A 15,178-nucleotide genomic window follows, 5' to 3' on the forward strand; every position below is an offset into this window, starting at 1 on the left:
CCTCAGCTCCCTCCAGCCCGGTCCAGGATGGCCGCTGTCTCGAAGCGGTGCAAGTAGAGAATATGCAGGCCTCTGCTGGGCAGCAGTACGTTGAAGATATTGTCACGGTTTCTATTGGCGCCGCCGTCATCTGGCGTCAGTCGGACGACACTTTCCAACCATTCGATACTTCAGGCCACCCTCACCCCCCCGCCGCGCCCTCAGCGTACTGCGCCAGGAACGCCTCGCTGGGCGGGATCGGCTTGATGACATCGATCAGCACGCCGTTGGGGTCCCTGATGATGAAATGGCGCTGCCCGAAGGGTTCGTCGCGCAGCGTTCGCAGGATCGGCAGGCCGGCGGCGAGGATCCGCTCATAGACCGCATCGGGGTCGCGCACCTCGAAATTGATCAGCAGGCCGCAGGTGCGCCCCCGCCCCTCTTGCGGGATCGTCTCGTGGTCGCCCTGGACGATGCCGAGATTGACGCGTTTGCTGTCCACCGATTGCAGGTGCACATACCAGTCGCTTTCGAACAGCGGCCGGAAGCCGAAATGCTCGACATAGAAGGCCGCCGTCCCGGCGACGTCCCCGGTCATCAGCACCGGATAGTAGCTCGTGGTCTTCATCTTTCCTTCTCCGTGGACATAACATACAGTCTGCATGTAAATCGAATTAACATACAGGCTGCATGTATGCAACAGGAATCCACGCGCCGTTCCAATCGCGACCGCACCGAGGCGACGCGCGCCGATTTGATCGCGGCGGCGCGAAAACTGTTCACGGAAAAATCCTATGCCGAGACCGGCACGCCGGAGATCGTCACCGCGGCCGGCGTGACGCGCGGCGCGCTCTACCATCACTTCGCCGATAAACAGGCGCTGTTCGCCGCCGTGGTCGATCAGGAGGCACAGGCGGTGGCGCAGGAGATCGAGCGCGCGTCGCCATCCTCGCTCGAAGCCCGCGATGCGCTCATCGCTGGATCCGACGCCTATCTCGACGCCATGCGCGCGCCCGGCCGCACGCGGCTGCTGCTGCTTGATGGCCCCGCCGTGCTCGGCCGCGCCGCCATGGATGCGATCGACAACCGCCACGGCAACCGCTCGCTGCGCGAGGGCCTGGTCGCGGCGATGCGAGCCAACACGATGACGAGATTGCCGGTGGATGCACTGACCGCGCTGCTCGCCTCCGCCTTCGACCGCGCCGCGCTGGCCATCGAGGCCGGCGCTTCGGCGCAGGATTACCGCGCCGTGCTCATGGCGCTGATTGATGGATTGTCTCCGGCGCTTCCTCGTCAGGCACCTCGCCCGGCTCGAACTCGTTGAAGCAGCCGAGTTCGCTTTTGAACCGTTCGATCAGCCAGGCGGCGGCCGGCTTCGGGCTGCGATCGTTGCGGTGCATGGCAAACAATGGCGAACTGATTTCCTCGTAGGGTTCGAGATCAAGTTCCACCAGGCGGCCGGTGGCCAGGTCGTCGGCGATCAGCCAGCGCGGCAGCCCACCCCAGCCCAGCCCCTCGCGCATCAGCGTATGCTTGGTGCGCATGTCCGAAAGCCGCCAGGTGCGGTAGGCAAAGACGCCGTAGTCGCGCCCCTTGGTGCGTTCGGACTGATCGGTGACGACAAGTTGCGTGTGCTCGCGCACATCCTCGATCTTCACCGGCTTCGGCAGGAGCGCCAGGGGATGGTTGGGTGCCGCCGCCGGCACCATCGACATGAAGCCGATGCGCACGAGATGGACGTCGACCTTGCCCAGCAGGCCGCCAATGCCGAGATCCGCCTGTCCATTGACGACATGGTCGGGGATCAATCCAAGCGAGCCTATATGCAGGCGCAGCATCACGGTCGGAAACTGTGCCTCGAACGCCTTCAGCACCCGCACCAGCACGGGCGACGGCAACGTCGCATCGACCGACAGCGCCACTTCGGCCTCCAGCCCATGATGATGGCCATCGACGCGCGAACGCATACGCTGCAGCACGCCGATCATGCGCCTTGCATCCTCCAGCATCGCCCGGCCGATCTCGGTCAGTTGCGGCTCGCGTGTGCCCTCGCGTTCGAACAGCTTCAGCCCCAGCTGTGCCTCGAGATTGGCGATGCCATAACTGATGACGGATTGCGCCCGGTTGAGCTTGCGGCCGGCGGCCGAGAAACTCCCGCTATCGGCGACGGCAACGAATATCTGAAGCTGGTCGAGTGTTGGATTGGGCTGCATCGTTGTATCTATTTTGTGGATGGATCGTATATAAAATATACCAGTTTATCTGATGGATAGATATCCCATATCTAGCGGGACAATTCATTCCACTGGAGAGACCCGCCATGTCCATTCTTCTCGTTACCTCAAGCCCGCGCGGCGCTGCCTCGCACTCGACCCGCATCGCCACCGAATTCGCCGAAAAGCTCCTCGCCGCCGATCCGTCGAACACGCTTGTCGTGCGCGACCTCGTCGCCAACCCGCTGCCGCATATCGATGCCGACTATTCGACCGGCATCTACACGCCGGCCGAAGCGCGCACCCCGCGCCAGGCTGAAGTCGTCGGCGTCTCCGATGTCGTGCTCGACGAGTTGTTTGCCGCCGACACGGTGATCCTCGCCACCGGCTTCATCAACTTCAACATCTCCTCGACGCTGAAGTCCTGGGTCGACCACATCGCCCGCTCCGGCCGCAGCTTTGCCTATGGCGAGAACGGCCCCAAGGGGCTCGTCACCGGTAAGAAGGTCTATATCGTACTGGCTTCGGGCGGCATCTATTCGGAAGGTGCGGCCGTGCAGTTCGATCACGCCATTCCCTATCTGCGCGGCGTGCTCGGCTTCCTCGGCATGACCGACGTCGACGTCATCCGCATCGAAGGCGTCGGCATGGGCCCCGACGCGGTCACCGCGGCGCTCGCCAAGGCGACCGCCAAGGTCGACGCCGTGGTCGCCAGCCAGCAGGCCGCCGCTGCCGCGTAAGGCGCCTCGATCATCGGAACTCGAAAGGCAGGCGTTCGCGCCTGCCTTTTTCATTTTAGCCGATGAAATGCCTCAGCAGCCCCGCCGCAGCGACGCCGATCAGCACGGTCGGGAGCATGGAAAGCCGCGTCGCCGCGATGAAGGTGATGGCCAGCGCCAGAAGGTCGGCGGGATTGCGCGACACGAAGGCCGGCGCGATGACCGAGATCAGCACGCAACCGGGCGCCGCCTCCATCGTCGCGGTCGCCCGCGCGCTGAGCACGCGGTTGCGCAGCATCACATAGCCGCCGATCCGCGTGAGATAGGTGACGCCGGCCATCAGCACGATGGTGACAAGGGTTGTGATGTCGATCATGCGTCACCTGCCATCAGCCAGGCAGCAAGCAGCCCCGACACAGCTCCCGCCGCGACATACCAGGCGCCGGGAATGAAGAGATGGACAAGGGCCGCGACGACCAGGCTGACCAGCCAGGGCCGTGCCGCCGCCAGGCTTTTCCACATGCCGCGCATCAGCACCAGGAAGACAGCCGGAAACGCCATGTCGAAACCATAGGTCTCGACATGGCCGAGCATCGGGCCGAGCAAGGCGCCAAGCGTGGTGAAGGAAGCCCAGGTCAGGTACATCGCCAAGGCCGCGCCCATATAATAGCGCGGGCTGAAGGCCGGCGTGATGCCAGCCGCGGCACGCTGTTTGGCGTCGGCCAGGCCCAGCGCCCAGCTTTCGTCGCACAGAAAGAAAAGTGCTGGAAACGCCTTGCGCCGCGGCAGATCGCGCAGGAATGGCGCAAGGGCTGCTCCCATCAGCAGATGGCGGCTGTTGACCAGGAACGTGATGGCGACGATGAGCAGGATATGCGGCGGCGACGTCCACAACTGGATCGCCGCGAATTCCGAGCCGCCGGCGAAGTTCAGCCCCGTCATCATGGACAGTTCGAGCGCGTTCAAACCTTTCTGGGCCGCCTGGGCGCCAAGCACCAGCGCATAGGGGATGGTGCCCAACAGCACCGGCGCGCAGGACGCCACGCCCCGGCGGAACTCGGATCGCGAGCCGTCGCCCGCCGCTTCGACTGCCTGTGAAATGCTCATGCTCTGCCGTCGGCCGGCCTCGCGGCCACCGCTTCCCTGGGTTTTGAACTCTCATGATACCGGCGGCAAACATACCCACACTTCTCGGCAATTTGGTTGCGAAGATTGTTGCATTCTTTCTGTTTTTGGCACTGAATGTCACAAATATCCGATAAAATGGAATCCAGAGCCATGACGCTCGACGACATCGACAAGCGCATCCTGCGGGCACTGCAACGCAACGGCCGCATGGCCAACAACGATTTGGCCAACGAGGTCGGCCTGTCGCCCTCGCCTTGCCTGCGGCGCGTCAAGCTTCTGGAGGAGGCCGGCGTCATCGACCGCTATGTCGCCGTGCTCAACCCGGCCAGCATCGGCAAGGGCCTGACATTCTTCACCCGCATCTGGCTGAAGACGCAGGACGAGGACACGGTCCAGCACTTCGCCAGCGAAGTGGCCAAGCTGCCCCAGGTCATGGAGTGCTACCTGATGCTCGGCGACTGCGATGCCCTGGTGCGCGTGGTGGCGGCCGACGTCAACGACTATCGCCGCTTCCAGTCGGAGCATCTGAGCCGCATCAAGGGCGTCCAGAACGTCAAGACCGACGTGCCGAGCTGGACGATCAAGTACACGTCGGAACTGCCGATCTGACCGGTGCCACAGAGCGGCCCGGATGCCTGGTGCAGCGTTTCGGACTGGATAAAAAATGCAACCGGATTGTAGGATCGGTTTCGGTGCCATCGTCCTTCGGACGCAAGCAGCGCTGGGCGCTGCCCTCTGGCATGGGAGATTTGCATGAACCTTTCCTATCGTTGGGTCATCGTCGCCGCTGGTGCGCTGATGTCCTGTGTCGCCATCGGGACGATGTTTTCGCTGGCGATTTTCCTCGAACCTATGGCGATCGACACGCAGTGGTCGCGCGCCGGCATTTCGAGCGCCATGACGCTCAACTTCCTGGTCATGGGCCTTGGCGGCTTCGCCTGGGGCGCGCTGTCCGACCGCTTCGGCGCCCGCATCGTGGTGGCTATCGGTGCCGTGCTGCTCGGCCTGGCACTTGTGGTGGCGAGCCGCGCCGGCTCGCTGCTGACCTTCCAGATCAGCTATGGTGTCCTCGTCGGGCTTGCCGCCAGCGCCTTCTTCGCACCGATGATCGCGCTGACCACGGCCTGGTTCGACACCAACCGCGGCCTTGCGGTTTCGCTGGTCTCGGCCGGCATGGGCGTCGCGCCGATGACGATCTCGCCTTTCGCCCGCTGGTTGATCTCGGCCTATGAATGGCGCACCGCCATGTTCGACATCGGCATCATGGCCTGGGTGCTGCTGCTGCCGGCGGTGCTTCTGGTGCGCCAGCCGCCAAAGCCCGCTGTGGCGGATGTCGGTTCCGCGCCTGTCGCCGAAGGGGCTGGCATGAGCGTGGGCCAAGCGCTGCGCTCGCCGCAATTCATCGTGCTCGGGCTGACCTTTTTCGCCTGTTGTGCCGCCCATTCCGGGCCGATCTTCCATATGGTCAGCTACGCCATGCTGTGCGGCGTCGCCCCCATGGCGGCGGTGACGATCTACAGCGTAGAGGGCCTCGCCGGCTTGGGCGGCCGGCTTCTCTACGGCGTGCTGGCCGACCGGCTCGGCGTCAAGCCGGTGCTGATCGCGGGTCTGGTGATCCAGGCGATCGTCATTGCCGGCTATCTCTCGGTCAGCCAGCTCGACCAGTTCTATGTGCTGGCCGTCATCTTCGGCGCCACCTATGGCGGCGTCATGCCGCTTTACGCGGTGCTGGCGCGCGAATATTTCGGCCAGCGCATCCTCGGCACCGTGTTCGGCGCCGCCACCATGCTGTCCAGCCTCGGCATGGCGCTCGGTCCGCTCGCCGGCGGCATGGTGTTCGATGCCTATGCCAGCTACCACTGGCTGTTCATCGGCTCGGCCCTTATCGGCCTGGGCGCCGCCGGCATAGCGATCGCCTTCCCGCCGCTGCCGCGCAGGCAGTTGCAGATGGCCTGAAGCGGAGACGGGCGCTGGTGACAACCCATCGGCGCCCGCCTTCGTCGAAGGTCAATGCCCAAACCAGCGAGCTTTGCGGCTGGAGCCGAGGGGTAACAAAACCCGGGCCGTGGCGGCGTTCAAGAAAGCAGCCACACACTTCGCCGCGCTTGGCAGGCCGATCGACGAGGTGCGCTGTCGGGCACAGATGGCCGATCTGGGCTAGCACCGCCCACCAGCACGAGCAACGCTTAAGCGAATAATCCCAGTTGCTTACCCGGGATCATTCATTCGCGAAAAATGGCTTTGCAGCACGGTGCGAAACTTCTGCATCGTCCTTTCGGTCGTCTGCGCATCGGCGGCCGCGAAGCCCATGACAAGGCCGTTCTGCTGTGTGCCGTGGCGGTACTGGATCGACAGGGCCGACACGTTGATGCCTTGCTGGAGCGCCGCCTCGGCAACCGCCCTGTCGCTGCATCTGTCGCGGAAAATGCCGACAACCTGGATGCCGGATTCGGTCGCATGGAAATCCAGCCATTCCCCGAGGTGCCGTTGAGCGCTTTCCAGGAAGAACTGCCGTCTCTCCGCGTAGAGCCGCCGCATGCGCCTGAGATGGCGGGTGAAATGCCCCTCATTCATGAAGTCCGCCAGCGCGGCCTGGGTCAGCAAGGGGGCGAACTGGCCGCTCACGCTCAGCGCCGAGACGATCGTATGGTCGATCGCCTTGGGCGCCACCATGAAGCCCAGCCGCATGGCCGGGAAAAGGATCTTGGCGAAAGTGCCGACATAGACCACGCGGTTCGACGCGCCGATGCCCTGCAGTGCCGGAATGGGCTGGCCCTGGAACCGGTATTCGCCGTCATAGTCGTCCTCGATGATCCACGAACGCCAGGTCTCGGCCATGTGCAGCAGATTGAGCCGCTGTTCCATCGGCATGGTTATGCCGAGCGGGTGATGGCAGGAGGGCGTCACGAAGATCATGCGGGGCACGACATCGGGCGGATCGAGATTCCAGCCCGCGTTGCTGACGCGCAGCGGCGCCAGGTTCGCGCCGGCCGAGACGAATGCCGAGCCGGCGCCGTAATAGCCAGGCTCCTCCATCCACACCGTGTCGCCGTCATCGATCAGCAGCCGGGCCAGGAGATCGAACGCCGACTGTGCGCCATTGGTCACGACGATCTGCTCGGCGGTGCACTTCACCCCGCGCGAGGCGGTGAGATAGCGCGCTATGGCCTCGCAGAGCGGCGGATAGCCCTTGACGTGATAGGTGCCGAAAAGATCGATATGGGCGAACTTCGCGCGGCGGCTGAGCAGTTTCGACCAGGTGTTGAACGGAAAATTGTCCGGGTCCGGCATGCCGGGATGGAAGGCAAGCATACCCGGCCGGCCATGATGATAGGGTTGGGCAAGCATGGTCTGGCCGCGCCGCGATAGCGGATTGGCGTCCTCGACCGACATTTGTTCGGCAACTGCCGAACGCGTCGGCAGATCCATCACCACCGAGGGTCGGCGCGGACGTATCGCCAGATAACCCTCCAGCGCCAGCTGGTCGCAAGCGGCAATCACCGTGTTGCGTCCGACATTCAGATCCCGCGCCATGACCCGTGTCGAGGGCAGTGCGTGCCCGCTCGGCAGCACGCGCCGTTCGATCAGGCCGCGCAACTGGACATAGAGCTGCCGGTGCAGATTGGCGGGACTGTCGCGATCCAGGGCAATGCCGTCGACGGGAAAGCTGGTCTTCATCTGGTTCCCAAAAATCAATGGAATCTGGTTCTAACAATGGAACCAAAGGAGGCCTACCCTCAAGAAAAAAGCGTTCGGGTTCAGATGGGGCTGGCCGATGCAGTGCATAAGGGTGGGAGTGATCGGGGCGGGCGGCGTCGCCCAGGTCGAGCACATTCCGAACCTGCTCAAGCTGCACCGGCAGTTCAAGATCCTTGGCGTCTACGATCCGTCGCGAAAAGTCCGCGCTTTCGTCGCAGAGGAATTCGGCCTCGAAACATTTTCCGATCTCGACGCGCTGCTCGCCATGCCGCTTGACGCCGTGGTCATCGCTTCGCCGGATGCGCTGCACCGCGAACAGAGCCTCGCCGCCTTTGCCAGGGGCCTGCATGTCTTCTGCGAAAAGCCGCTTTGCTATGGCGCGCAGGACATCGACGAACTGATCGCCGCCAGGGATCGCGCCGGAAAGGTGCTCCAGGTCGGCTATATGAAGCGTTTCGACCCGAGCTACGAGGCGGCGCTGAACTTGCTGCCCGGTACGGCGCGGACGCTTCGCTACATTTCGGTCGAGGTCAACGATCCCGACGCCTGGCCCTTCATCCGGCACGCCTCCACTTGCCGGGGCGACGACGTCGCGGCGGAACTGATTGCCTCGACCGAAGCCAGGCAGCGCGAGCAGGTCGACCGCGCGGTGCCCGGGATCGACGATCCCGAGGCCTTTCGGGGCTTTGTCGGCGCCTATTCTTCGTCGATCGTCCATGATGTGAACGCCGTCCATGGCTTGCTCGATGCGCTCGGCGTCGCCGACGGTGAAATCGTCGGCGCCTCGTTCTTCGCCAAAGGCGAAGGCGGCCAGGGCGCCGTGCGGCTGCTCGACGGCCAGGCCCTGTGGACCATGGTCCATGTCGCCACGCCGGGGCTGCCCGACTACCGCGAGCGCATCACGCTCCATTTCGATGATGCCTCCCTCGAGCTGGAATTTCCCTCGCCCTATCTCAACCACCAGCCGACGCGGCTGACCATCCGCGGCGCCGACGGCCACACGCTTTCCAGCCGCGACATCCGCAGCGGCTATGAAGAGGCTTTCGTCGAGGAGTTGAAGGGCTTCTGGTCGGCGATCGTCGAAGGCTCAACCGTGCGCAACACTGCCGAGCAGGCGCGCCGCGACATGACGCTGCTGGCTGGGCTGACCCGCCACCACCTTGCCCAATCGAAGCAATCAGGAGCTCGCCCGTGACGGTTCGCATCGGCATCAATCCGATCACCTGGACCAATGACGACGTGCCGGAACTCGGCGGCGATACGCCGCTTGAAGTCTGCCTCAGCGAAACCAGGCAGGCCGGCTACGCCGGCACCGAACTCGGCGGCAAGTTTCCGCGCCGGTCGGCCGAGCTCAGGCCGATCATGGACCGCTATGGCCTCGCGGTGATTTCCGGCTGGTATGATGGCCGCTGCGACGAGAAGGATATTGGCGCCGAGATGGATGCGATCACGCCGCATCTCCAGCTCTTGAAGGATATGGGCTCGACCCATGTCGTCTATGCCGACACCTCGCGCGGGCGCCACAACGCCATCTGGGGACCGATCTCTCAACGCCCGGCCCTGAGCCCGGAAGAATGGCCGGCCTATGGCCGCAAGCTCACGGCACTCGCCGAAAGAATGGCGGAGTTCGGCGTGCGCATGGCCTTTCATCACCATATGGGGACCATCGTCGAGACCGATGCCGAGGTTGGCCTGCTGATGCGGCATACCGGCGAAGCGGTCGGCCTGCTTTACGACACCGGCCATTCGATATTTTCGGGCGGCGACCCGCTCGCCTTGATCAAGGCGCAGGTCAAACGCGTCGTGCATGTGCACTGCAAGGACGCCCGCAAGACTGTGCTCGAGCGTGCCCGCGCCGAGGACATGAGTTTCATGGGCGCGGTCATGGACGGGATCTTCACCGTGCCCGGCGACGGCTTCATCGACTATCCCGCCATTCTGCGCGTGCTGGCCGACAATGGTTACAGCGGCTGGCTGGTCGTCGAGGCCGAGCAGGACCCCAACAAGGCCAATCCGCTGACCTATGCGACGATGGGATTCAAGAACCTGTCGCGCATGGCGAAAGAGGTTGGATTTACCGTCATGGAGTGATCGAGGCCACTATTCGGCCTCCAGGAAACCAGTGCTGAGGAATGAAACTGGAATGAAGGGGCAACTGGACTGCCGACCGTAATTGCGGCGGCGGAAAACAAACAGGAGGTTGTTATGTTTTCGCTTGCGAAATTAATAAAGCCCGCGCTCGGCCTGCTGGCCGGCTTCACGATGATGGCGGCGGCCACGACCCTTGCGGCCGCCGACGAAACGCGGGTGGTGTTCGTCACCCACGGCCAGAGCGGCGACCCCTACTGGTCGGTCGTCAAGAACGGCATGGACGATGCCGCCAAGACGCTCGGCGTCAAGGCCGAATATCTGGCGCCCGAAACCTTCGACATGGCTAAGATGGGGCAGATGATCGACGCCATCGCGGCCTCGAAGCCCGACGGCATGGTTGTTTCGATCCCCGATGCGGCCGCCCTTACAACTCCGGTCAAGAACGCCGTCGCCGCCGGCATCCCGGTGATCGTCATCGATTCCGGCGGCTCGAAACTCACCCATGACCTTGGCGGCCTGCTGTTCATGGGGCAGGATGAATTCCAGGCGGGCGTCATGGCCGGCGAGCGCATCAAGGCGCTCGGCCTCACCAAGGCGGTCTGCGCCAACCACGAGGTCGGCAATTCGAGCCTCGACGACCGCTGCGCCGGCTTCGCCAAGGGTCTGGGCGTCGACGTGCCGGTGATGAACGGCGTCATCGACCCGACCGAAATGAAGAACCGCGTGATCGCCTACATGACCGCTCATGCCGATACACAGTTCATCCTCGCCGTCGGTGCCAGCGGTGCCGAACCGACGCTGGCCGCGCTTGATGAATTGGGCCTCTCGGGCAAGGTGAAGACCGGCACGTTCGACCTTTCCCCCACGATCCTGCAGGCCGTCGTCGGCGGCAAGATGGAATGGGGCATCGACGCCCAGCAATACGCCATGGGCTACATCCCGGTCGCGATGTTCGATCTCTGGAAGAAGTACAAGATCATGCCGATCGCCGACTATCCGACCGGCCCAGGCTTCGTCACCAAGGATACTGCCGCCTCGGTCATCGAGCTGTCGAAACAAGGCAAGCGCTAACACAGGCGGCCGGGGCCACGCCCCGGCCGCTACACTCTTGAGGGCAAGCAGCCATGGTTTCAGAGATTCGCGACGAGCGGGTCCGGTCCGTCTCACGCCTCAGCCGCCTGCTAAGCAGGCCGGAGCTTGGCGCGGCCGCCGGCACCGTGCTGGTCTTCGTGTTCTTCGCCATCACGGCGGGAAGCACGGGGCTTTTCAGCGCCAAGGGCATCGTCAACTTCCTCGAAGTCTCGGCCCAGCTTGGCATTCTCGCCGCACCCGTGGCCCTGCTGATGATTGCCGGCGAGTTCGATCTGTCGGTCGGCTCGATGATCGGCTTTGCCGGCATCCTCATCGCCATCCCTGCCGTGTTCTGGGGATGGCCGATCTGGCTTTCGCTGCTGTTCACCTTCGCCGTCTGCGGCGGCATTGGCGCGCTGAACGGGCTCGCGGTCGTCAGGACCGGCCTGCCTTCCTTCATCGTGACGCTCGGCAGCCTGTTCATGCTGCGCGGCCTGACGCTCGGCCTCACGCGCGGCATTTCAGGGCGGACCCAGGTGTCGGGCGTGCACGAGCTGGCGCGGAACGATCCCCTCAACAGCCTGTTCTCCGGCCAGGTGTTCACCGGCCTGATCGCCTGGCTTTCCGATCTCGGCCTGATCGGCAAGCGGGCTGACGGAATGCCGTCGATATCGGGCATTCCGGTGTCGATCGTGTGGTGGATCGCGCTGACCTTGGCCTGCACCTGGCTCTTGACGCGCAGCCGCTTCGGCAACTGGATTTTTGCAGCCGGCGGCGAAGCCAATGCCGCGCGCAATCTCGGCGTGCCGGTGGCGCGCACCAAGATCACACTGTTCGTCATGACGGCACTCGCGGCCGCCCTGTTCGCGGCGGTCCAGGTGCTGGTCACCGGCTCCGCCGACACGCTGCGCGGCACGCAGAAGGAATTCGAGGCCATCATCGCCGTCGTCATCGGAGGCACGCTGCTCACCGGCGGCTACGGGTCGGCCATCGGCGCCATGTTCGGCGCCCTGATCTTCGGCGTGGTGCAGATGGGCATCTTCTACACCGGCATCGACACCGACTGGTTCAAGCTGTTCATGGGCGCCATGATGGTCATCGCGGTGCTGTTCAACAGCTATGTGCGCAACCGCGCCATGAGGAGCCGGTGATGGCCGAGCCCTATGTCGAACTGAAGTCGGTCAGCAAGTATTTCGGCTCGGTCGTGGCGCTGAAGGACGTGTCCTTCGATGTCTGCCCCGGCGAGGTGCATTGCCTGCTCGGCGACAATGGCGCCGGCAAGTCGACGCTGATCAAGACCCTGTCCGGCGTCTACTCGCCGGACGAGGGCGAAATCCGCGTCCAGGGCAAGCCCACAAGGTTCGCCTCGCCCGCCGATACGCGCGACAGCGGCATCGCGACCGTCTACCAGGATCTGGCGCTGGTGCCGCTGATGAGCGTGGCGCGCAACTTCTTCCTCGGGCGCGAGCCGATGCGCAAGTTCGGCCCGATCAGCCAGTTCGACGCCGAATTCGCCAACCGCACCGCCTACGACGAAATGTCGGCGATGGGCATCCAGCTGCGCGATCCCGAACAGCCGGTCGGCACGCTGTCGGGCGGCGAACGGCAATGCCTGGCCATAGCGCGCGCCGTCTATTTCGGCGCCAAGGTGCTGATCCTCGACGAGCCCACCTCGGCGTTGGGTGTCCACCAGGCATCCGTGGTGCTGAAGCTCATCGTGCAGTCCAAGGCGCGCGGCATCGGCGTCATCTTCATTTCCCACAACGTCCACCACGCCTATGTCGTCGGCGACCGCTTCACGCTGTTGAAGCGCGGCAGAAGCACCGGCACCTACGCCAAGGGCGAAATCACCCGCGACCAGCTGCTCAACCTGATGGCCGGCGGCAAGGAACTGGTGGACCTGGAACAGGAACTGACGAAGTCGGCCAGGAGCGGCCAGGCTTAGGCGCCGCGCTGATCGGATGCCTGTGGCTGACCAGTCTGGCCGGTACGCGTTGGTATCGCGCAGCCGCGAATCTGTGCTAAGCCGCCGCCCAATCAACAAGAGGACGACAGCTGTGAGCGAACCGACCGTGGCCGAGGCGACCGAGAATATCTATGCATCGCTTCGGGCGGACAATGCCGACATCGACGCACATATCGCGACGCTCAAGGCCGCGCTGGCACGCGAGGGGATGAAACAGGCGGTGTTCGATCCGACCAAGCTGGCGCAAAACAACCGCTCGGGCCGCAAGCTGATGCAGGCCTATTTTCGCCAGCGCGGCGTCAGTGTGAGTTTTTCGGATTAAGAGCCCCGAACGGAGTATTCGCCTCTCTCGCCTACCCCCGTGTAAGCTTGCTATTGTGCAGTCCAGCAATGACGTCTGCGCCGATTTTACTCCTCAGCTCGCCGCCGACTCTATCGCCCGCGAACCAGCGATCGCTGAGGCGAAGTCACGATATGGGCGCAGTGGGCGGCCCAGAAGCGCAGTCAGGCGCTCGACGTCGCCGGCCTCGGGCAGCATCCCGTCGGTGAAGAAGCGCTCGCCCATCAAGCGCATGTCGTAGGCCATCCAGGCGGGCAAGAACTGCTTGAGATTTTGCTCAAAGCCCTCTGTATTGTCGCCGCGGTAGTGGATCGGGCGGGCAAGCACGTCTGACCAGATTGCGGCGATATCCGTCCCAGTCAGTGTCTGCGGACCGACGAGGTTGATCCGGTCGAGCGCAAGCGGCTCTGCGGACTGTTCGCGGCGCAGCAGCTCAAGGGCGGCGATCTCAGCGATATCACGCACGTCGATCATGGCAAGACCCTTGGCCCCGATCGGCATTGGGTAGGTGCCGTAGCCGGTGATAACGTCTTCGATCATCAGATCGTTCTGGATGAAGTAGGCCGGGCGCAAGATCGTAGCCTTGAAGTCCATCTGCTCGATCATTCGCTCGACGCCGAACTTGCCGGCGAAATGCGGCACGTTCACATAGACGTCAGCGTGGAGCACCGAAAGATAGACGAGCCGCTCGATGCCGGCCGATCGGGCGACGTTCAGTGCGATCAAAGCTTGGGTGAATTCGTCCGGCACCACGGCGTTCAAGAGGAAAAGAGTGGAAACGCCAGACATGGCTTTGCGCAGCGAATCGACATCGAGAAAGTCGCCTTGCACGACGGATACGCCTGCCGGGAAGCTGGCTTTCGACGGATCGCGGACGAGAGCACGGACATCGGCGCCGCGCTTGACGAGGTGTTCGACGACTTGGCGGCCAATATTGCCTGTGGCGCCGGTAACGAGAATGGTCATGAAATTTCTCCTGTTGGGTTGCTTGACACCTCCAATATGTGTGGCTCACTGAGAGCCCAATAGACGGAAACTCTAGACGCACCGTCTCACTGGTGGAACACCAATGGATCTTCTTGCGCTCGCCGATTTCAATCTCGTCGCCCGCCATGGTGGCTTCGGCAAAGCGGCAAGGGCCACCGGCCGGCCCAAGGCAACGCTGTCCCGGCGCGTTGGAGAGTTGGAAAGCAGTCTTGATCTGCGCCTGTTTGAACGGGGTGCGCGCAACCTGAAGCTCACCGAAGAAGGACGGGCGCTCTTCGAGCGGACGGGGGCGTTGCTTGCCGAACTGGACGAGACGGCTTCGGCGATTGCCTCGGGCGCTCAGAGACCCAAGGGGAGATTGCGGATCAGCGCACCTTTACATTTTTCGCAGACGGCAATGGGGAGGATCGCCGCGGGATTTGCCCTCAAGTATCCGGCGGTGAAACTCGAGGTGACGACCGAGGACCGGCCTGTCGACATGATCGAAGAAGGCTACGACCTGGTAATCCGGGTCAATCCAGATCCCGACGAAAGCCTGGTCGGACGGGCGTTTCTCCGCGATCGTCTGGTTGTTGTGGCGAACCCCGACCTGCCTCGCACGACCGGTGAGCGTGCCGCTCCTGGCGTTGCGCGCGGAGCAGGCGAACTGCAAACATGGCACGTGAAGACACCCGGTGGCCGGTCAACGATTACAATCGAGCCGGTCCTCGTTCTGTCAACGCTCATCGCGGTCCGGGATGCCGTGCGAGCCGGCGTCGGTGCAGGACGTCTTCCCATTTCGTTGGTGAGCCACGACTTGGCTGACGGGACACTGGTGAATTGGGGGGATATTGACGGTCCCGAAATCTCGATTTGGACGCTCTATCCATCGCGCCGGCTGCTCAGCGCGCGAGTGTCGGCGTTCTTGGACTTTCTAAAACAGGCTTTCCCAAATGGGACGCCGGACGAACTGGCCGCCTACATCGGCAAGTGATGGCCGAAGCCG

Annotated in this window: 17 protein-coding genes; 11 read left to right on the forward strand and 6 right to left on the reverse strand. The window is 63.6% G+C overall.

Features of this window, described 5'->3' with window-relative positions; all coding sequences use genetic code 11:
• Positions 1 to 181: 181 nt before the first annotated feature.
• Positions 182 to 607 (reverse strand): VOC family protein, encoded by a 426-nt coding sequence (locus CK227_RS16095; RefSeq protein WP_095773669.1) that lies wholly within the window; start codon positions 605 to 607, stop codon positions 182 to 184.
• Positions 608 to 673: 66 nt separating this feature from the next.
• Here CK227_RS16095 and CK227_RS16100 point away from each other — a divergent pair, with 66 nt between their 5' ends.
• On the forward strand, positions 674 to 1,303 hold the full coding sequence (locus tag CK227_RS16100; RefSeq protein ID WP_095773668.1) for a TetR/AcrR family transcriptional regulator: 630 nt from the start codon (positions 674 to 676) through the stop codon (positions 1,301 to 1,303).
• Here the strand turns inward: CK227_RS16100 and CK227_RS16105 are convergent.
• The gene (locus tag CK227_RS16105; protein WP_095773667.1) at positions 1,233 to 2,192 is read right to left on the reverse strand and encodes a LysR family transcriptional regulator; all 960 of its coding nucleotides are present in this window, start codon (positions 2,190 to 2,192) and stop codon (positions 1,233 to 1,235) included. The two genes, CK227_RS16100 and CK227_RS16105, sit on opposite strands and share 71 nt — an antisense overlap.
• A gap of 107 nt (positions 2,193 to 2,299) precedes the next feature.
• Between CK227_RS16105 and CK227_RS16110 the strand changes: the two genes are divergently transcribed.
• Positions 2,300 to 2,932 (forward strand): FMN-dependent NADH-azoreductase, encoded by a 633-nt coding sequence (locus tag CK227_RS16110; protein ID WP_095773666.1) that lies wholly within the window; start codon positions 2,300 to 2,302, stop codon positions 2,930 to 2,932.
• A 55-nt stretch (positions 2,933 to 2,987) separates the two neighbouring features.
• Here the strand turns inward: CK227_RS16110 and CK227_RS16115 are convergent, their stop codons facing one another.
• Entirely contained in the window at positions 2,988 to 3,287 is a 300-nt protein-coding gene (locus CK227_RS16115; protein ID WP_095773665.1) for an AzlD family protein, read from the reverse strand.
• Positions 3,284 to 4,018, reverse strand: coding sequence for an AzlC family ABC transporter permease (locus CK227_RS16120; RefSeq protein WP_095773664.1), 735 nt, complete (start codon positions 4,016 to 4,018; stop codon positions 3,284 to 3,286). The genes CK227_RS16115 and CK227_RS16120 overlap by 4 nt, the downstream gene beginning before the upstream one ends.
• Positions 4,019 to 4,189: 171 nt before the next feature.
• On the opposite strand from CK227_RS16120, the gene CK227_RS16125 reads away from it, so the two are divergent.
• Positions 4,190 to 4,648 (forward strand): Lrp/AsnC family transcriptional regulator, encoded by a 459-nt coding sequence (locus tag CK227_RS16125; RefSeq protein ID WP_095773733.1) that lies wholly within the window; start codon positions 4,190 to 4,192, stop codon positions 4,646 to 4,648.
• 144 nt (positions 4,649 to 4,792) lie between these two features.
• Positions 4,793 to 5,995 carry an MFS transporter gene (locus CK227_RS16130; RefSeq protein WP_095789156.1) on the forward strand — a complete coding sequence of 401 codons (1,203 nt, stop codon included), beginning with the start codon at positions 4,793 to 4,795 and terminating at the stop codon, positions 5,993 to 5,995.
• A gap of 252 nt (positions 5,996 to 6,247) precedes the next feature.
• On the opposite strand, the gene CK227_RS16135 is transcribed toward CK227_RS16130, so the two are convergent.
• Positions 6,248 to 7,717, reverse strand: a complete 1,470-nt coding sequence (locus CK227_RS16135; protein WP_095773662.1) for a PLP-dependent aminotransferase family protein — start codon at positions 7,715 to 7,717, stop codon at positions 6,248 to 6,250.
• A gap of 97 nt (positions 7,718 to 7,814) precedes the next feature.
• On the opposite strand from CK227_RS16135, the gene CK227_RS16140 reads away from it, so the two are divergent.
• The 6 genes from CK227_RS16140 (at position 7,815) to CK227_RS16165 (ending at position 13,188) form a co-directional block, all read left to right on the forward strand.
• Entirely contained in the window at positions 7,815 to 8,933 is a 1,119-nt protein-coding gene (locus CK227_RS16140; protein ID WP_095773661.1) for a Gfo/Idh/MocA family oxidoreductase, read from the forward strand.
• Entirely contained in the window at positions 8,930 to 9,829 is a 900-nt protein-coding gene (gene iolE / locus CK227_RS16145) for a myo-inosose-2 dehydratase (RefSeq protein WP_095773660.1), read from the forward strand. Before CK227_RS16140 ends, iolE begins: the two co-directional genes overlap by 4 nt.
• A gap of 114 nt (positions 9,830 to 9,943) precedes the next feature.
• Positions 9,944 to 10,900, forward strand: coding sequence for a sugar ABC transporter substrate-binding protein (locus tag CK227_RS16150; protein WP_095773659.1), 957 nt, complete (start codon positions 9,944 to 9,946; stop codon positions 10,898 to 10,900).
• 53 nt (positions 10,901 to 10,953) lie between these two features.
• Entirely contained in the window at positions 10,954 to 12,051 is a 1,098-nt protein-coding gene (locus CK227_RS16155; RefSeq protein ID WP_095773658.1) for an ABC transporter permease, read from the forward strand.
• Positions 12,051 to 12,845: an ATP-binding cassette domain-containing protein gene (locus CK227_RS16160; protein WP_095773657.1), complete on the forward strand. Its 795-nt coding sequence runs from the start codon at positions 12,051 to 12,053 to the stop codon at positions 12,843 to 12,845. Before CK227_RS16155 ends, CK227_RS16160 begins: the two co-directional genes overlap by 1 nt.
• Positions 12,846 to 12,957: 112 nt before the next feature.
• Entirely contained in the window at positions 12,958 to 13,188 is a 231-nt protein-coding gene (locus CK227_RS16165) for a hypothetical protein (RefSeq protein ID WP_095773656.1), read from the forward strand.
• Between the two features lie 93 nt (positions 13,189 to 13,281).
• Here the strand turns inward: CK227_RS16165 and CK227_RS16170 are convergent, their stop codons facing one another.
• A complete protein-coding gene (locus CK227_RS16170) occupies positions 13,282 to 14,172 on the reverse strand; it encodes an NmrA/HSCARG family protein (protein ID WP_095773655.1) in 891 nt (296 codons plus the stop codon).
• Between the two features lie 103 nt (positions 14,173 to 14,275).
• Here CK227_RS16170 and CK227_RS16175 point away from each other — a divergent pair, with 103 nt between their 5' ends.
• Positions 14,276 to 15,166, forward strand: coding sequence for a LysR family transcriptional regulator (locus CK227_RS16175; protein WP_095773654.1), 891 nt, complete (start codon positions 14,276 to 14,278; stop codon positions 15,164 to 15,166).
• Positions 15,167 to 15,178 lie beyond the last annotated feature (12 nt).

Source organism: Mesorhizobium sp. WSM4308, assembly GCF_002294905.1.
Taxonomy (GTDB): domain Bacteria; phylum Pseudomonadota; class Alphaproteobacteria; order Rhizobiales; family Rhizobiaceae; genus Mesorhizobium.

Bases quoted from the DNA above. Each gene is read 5' to 3' on its own strand.
- CK227_RS16095 (WP_095773669.1), bottom strand. From the start codon at position 607: ATGAAGACCACGAGCTACTATCCGGTGCTGATGACCGGGGACGTCGCC.
- CK227_RS16100 (WP_095773668.1), top strand. From the start codon at position 674: ATGCAACAGGAATCCACGCGCCGTTCCAATCGCGACCGCACCGAGGCG.
- CK227_RS16105 (WP_095773667.1), bottom strand. From the start codon at position 2,192: ATGCAGCCCAATCCAACACTCGACCAGCTTCAGATATTCGTTGCCGTC.
- CK227_RS16110 (WP_095773666.1), top strand. From the start codon at position 2,300: ATGTCCATTCTTCTCGTTACCTCAAGCCCGCGCGGCGCTGCCTCGCAC.
- CK227_RS16115 (WP_095773665.1), bottom strand. From the start codon at position 3,287: ATGATCGACATCACAACCCTTGTCACCATCGTGCTGATGGCCGGCGTC.
- CK227_RS16120 (WP_095773664.1), bottom strand. From the start codon at position 4,018: ATGAGCATTTCACAGGCAGTCGAAGCGGCGGGCGACGGCTCGCGATCC.
- CK227_RS16125 (WP_095773733.1), top strand. From the start codon at position 4,190: ATGACGCTCGACGACATCGACAAGCGCATCCTGCGGGCACTGCAACGC.
- CK227_RS16130 (WP_095789156.1), top strand. From the start codon at position 4,793: ATGAACCTTTCCTATCGTTGGGTCATCGTCGCCGCTGGTGCGCTGATG.
- CK227_RS16135 (WP_095773662.1), bottom strand. From the start codon at position 7,717: ATGAAGACCAGCTTTCCCGTCGACGGCATTGCCCTGGATCGCGACAGT.
- CK227_RS16140 (WP_095773661.1), top strand. From the start codon at position 7,815: ATGCAGTGCATAAGGGTGGGAGTGATCGGGGCGGGCGGCGTCGCCCAG.
- CK227_RS16150 (WP_095773659.1), top strand. From the start codon at position 9,944: ATGTTTTCGCTTGCGAAATTAATAAAGCCCGCGCTCGGCCTGCTGGCC.
- CK227_RS16155 (WP_095773658.1), top strand. From the start codon at position 10,954: ATGGTTTCAGAGATTCGCGACGAGCGGGTCCGGTCCGTCTCACGCCTC.
- CK227_RS16160 (WP_095773657.1), top strand. From the start codon at position 12,051: ATGGCCGAGCCCTATGTCGAACTGAAGTCGGTCAGCAAGTATTTCGGC.
- CK227_RS16170 (WP_095773655.1), bottom strand. From the start codon at position 14,172: ATGACCATTCTCGTTACCGGCGCCACAGGCAATATTGGCCGCCAAGTC.
- CK227_RS16175 (WP_095773654.1), top strand. From the start codon at position 14,276: ATGGATCTTCTTGCGCTCGCCGATTTCAATCTCGTCGCCCGCCATGGT.